Source organism: Pseudanabaena sp. CCNP1317 (assembly GCF_034931345.1).
GTDB lineage: Bacteria > Cyanobacteriota > Cyanobacteriia > Pseudanabaenales > Pseudanabaenaceae > Pseudanabaena > Pseudanabaena galeata.
In genome coordinates, this window is sequence record NZ_JAYGIF010000156.1 from 36,874 (window position 1) to 39,523 (window position 2,650).

The 2,650-nt window shown below is 44.9% G+C and carries 3 protein-coding genes; all 3 read left to right on the plus strand.

Annotation, left to right across the window (positions count from 1 at the left end; translation table 11 throughout):
- Window positions 1-69: 69 nt before the first annotated feature.
- Entirely contained in the window at window positions 70-627 is a 558-nt protein-coding gene (locus VB775_RS24510; RefSeq protein ID WP_281009719.1) for a rhodanese-like domain-containing protein, read from the plus strand.
- On the plus strand, window positions 628-2,352 hold the full coding sequence (locus tag VB775_RS24515; protein ID WP_281009718.1) for a SulP family inorganic anion transporter: 1,725 nt from the start codon (window positions 628-630) through the stop codon (window positions 2,350-2,352).
- A gap of 123 nt (window positions 2,353-2,475) precedes the next feature.
- Window positions 2,476-2,650, plus strand: a 175-nt coding sequence (locus tag VB775_RS24520) for a cytochrome ubiquinol oxidase subunit I (protein ID WP_416235820.1), incomplete at its 3' end; no start/stop codon positions are given.

Genomic DNA, 2,650 nt, shown 5'->3' on the forward strand with positions numbered 1-2,650 from the left:
CTTCATAAGGGGGATTGTGTGGGATCTCTACCCGATTCTTTTACAATTATCTACAACTTCCTTAAATCTATGACAACCTCACAAAATCTCACCTCTGTATCTGAATCGCAAATCAAATTAATTGATGTCCAAGATCTTAAAGAATTAATCGATCGCCAAGCCGTAGAATTGGTGGATGTGCGCGAGGCGGATGAGTTCGCTAGCGAGAGAATTGATGGCGCAATGTTGGTTCCATTATCCAAGTTTGATATTCAGCAAATCTCCAATAGTCCAGATAAGCAAGTAGTTCTCTATTGTCGTTCTGGCAATCGTTCCCATCGTGCCGCCGAAAAATTGCTAGATGCAGGATATGCAGAAGTGACACACCTCAAGGGTGGGATCATGGCATGGCGATCGCAGGGTATGCCGATCAAGGCAAATAAGAATGCCCCCATCAGCATCATGCGCCAAGTCCAAATCACGGCAGGTTCCCTTGTTTTCTTAGGCACAATTTTAAGTGCGACGGTTTCTCCTTGGTTCATGCTCTTAACAGGATTTGTCGGTGCGGGTCTGATGTTCGCAGGAATCTCTAACACCTGTGCGATGGCAAGGTTATTGTCAATGCTGCCCTACAACAAGCAAAGATAGATGATTAATCAATTACAGCAATATATTCCTGCGCTCAATTGGCTCAAAAATTATCAGTCTAAACATCTATTTGGTGATATTACCGCAGGGATTATTGTCACCAGTCTCTTGATTCCGCAGGGTATGGCTTATGCCCTGCTTGCGGGACTGCCGCCTCAAATTGGACTCTATGCCAGTATTTTACCTGCGATTATCTATCCATTATTAGGGACAAGTAAGGTTTTGGCGGTGGGTCCCGTTGCTGTTGATTCTCTAATGGTGGCGGCGGCGATCGCCAAACTTTCCCCTCAAGGCAGTTCCGAATATCTAGCCCTAGCGATCGCCCTAGCCTTTTTAGTGGGAATCGTCGAAATTGGCATGGGCATTTTACGGATGGGATTTTTAGTAAATTTCTTAAGCCGTTCTGTAATTTCAGGATTTATCAGTGGCGCAGCAATCATCATTGGCTTTAGTCAGGTCAAACATTTACTGGGTTTAAAGATTCCTTCTACGGAATCATTTATCGAACTTCTCACTTTGATTTTGGGTAAAATCACCGAAGTGAATTGGGTTACGCTGAGTTTGGGACTAGTTAGCATTGCGATTCTACTTTATTGCAATCAGCCCCTAGTCAAATTATTGAAGCAACAAGGCTGGAACGAACAGAGGATTTTACCTATTTCCAAAAGTGCGCCTCTGCTAGTAGTGATTTTGGGAACTCTGCTAGTCTCGATTTTCCGATGGGATCAAGGGGCGGGAGTTAAAATTGTAGGTATGGTTCCATTGGGCTTGCCGCCCTTGACCATACCTAGCTTTGATTTGCAAACTTGGCGATCGCTTTTACCTGCGGCTTTGGCGATCGCTTTAGTTGGTTACATGGAGGGCTTCTCAGGAGCGCAAGCCCTCGCCAGCAAGCGGCGTGAAAAGATTGATCCGAATCAGGAATTGATTGCCTTTGGTGCAGCGAATCTAAGCGCCGCTTTTACGGGTGGATATCCTGTGACAGGTGGAGTCAGTCGCTCGGTGGTGAATTTCGCCGCAGGGGCAAATACGGGCTTAGCCTCAATGATTACGGGAATATTAGTCGCAATCACGGTGATGTTCTTTACATCTTGGTTCTATTTCCTGCCGCAGACCTGTCTCGCCGCGACTATCATTACCGCCGTTTATAAATTGATTGATTTTTCCACCCTGAAACGGATGTGGAACTATGACAAAGCCGATGCGATCGCTTGGCTAGTCACCTTTAGCGCTGTATTAGTTTTAGGTGTCGAAAAGGGAATTATTTTTGGCGCGATCGTCGCTTTATCTTTGCATCTATGGCATACCAGCCGCCCCCACATTGCGATCGTCGGGCGCTTAGGCGAATCTGAACATTTCCGCAATGTCCTCCGTTACGATGTCAAAACCAGTCCCCAAGTTTTAGCAATTCGCGTTGATGCCAGCCTCTACTTTGCTAATGCTAAGTATATGGAGAATTTTTTAAGCCGCGAAATTAGCGATCGCCTTGATGTGACTAGCATTGTACTAGTTTGCAGTGCCGTTAATCTTATTGATGCCAGCGCCTTAGAAGTTTTAGAAAGCCTGATTGCCGATTTAAAAACCATAGGCATTAACTTCTATTTCTCGGAAGTGAAGGGGCCAGTAATGGATAAATTGCTCAACATCGGTTTTGTAGATTATGTCGGACGCGATCACTTCTTTCTGTCCACCGATATCGCCATGCACGATTTAGCAGGCATTTAACCAGCTAAACCTTAAAACTTCCCTAATAAACCGATTATTTAGAGCCTTTGCAAACTATATTACCAACCAAGTATATTGTTAATCAAGGCAGTGCTTAGTTTCTGAACCACTTCAAGATAAATCATGGATATCCTATCAAATACCGTCGCACTGTCACGAATGCAATTTGCATTAACCGCCATTTTTCATATGCTCTGGCCAGTTCTGACTACAGGCATGGCAATCTATCTCGTCATTGTCGAAGGACTATGGCTGAAGACCCGTAATCCTGATTACTACCGCCACGCTCGCTTCTGGT

Bases quoted from the DNA above. Each gene is read 5' to 3' on its own strand.
- VB775_RS24510 (WP_281009719.1), top strand. From the start codon at position 70: ATGACAACCTCACAAAATCTCACCTCTGTATCTGAATCGCAAATCAAA.
- VB775_RS24515 (WP_281009718.1), top strand. From the start codon at position 628: ATGATTAATCAATTACAGCAATATATTCCTGCGCTCAATTGGCTCAAA.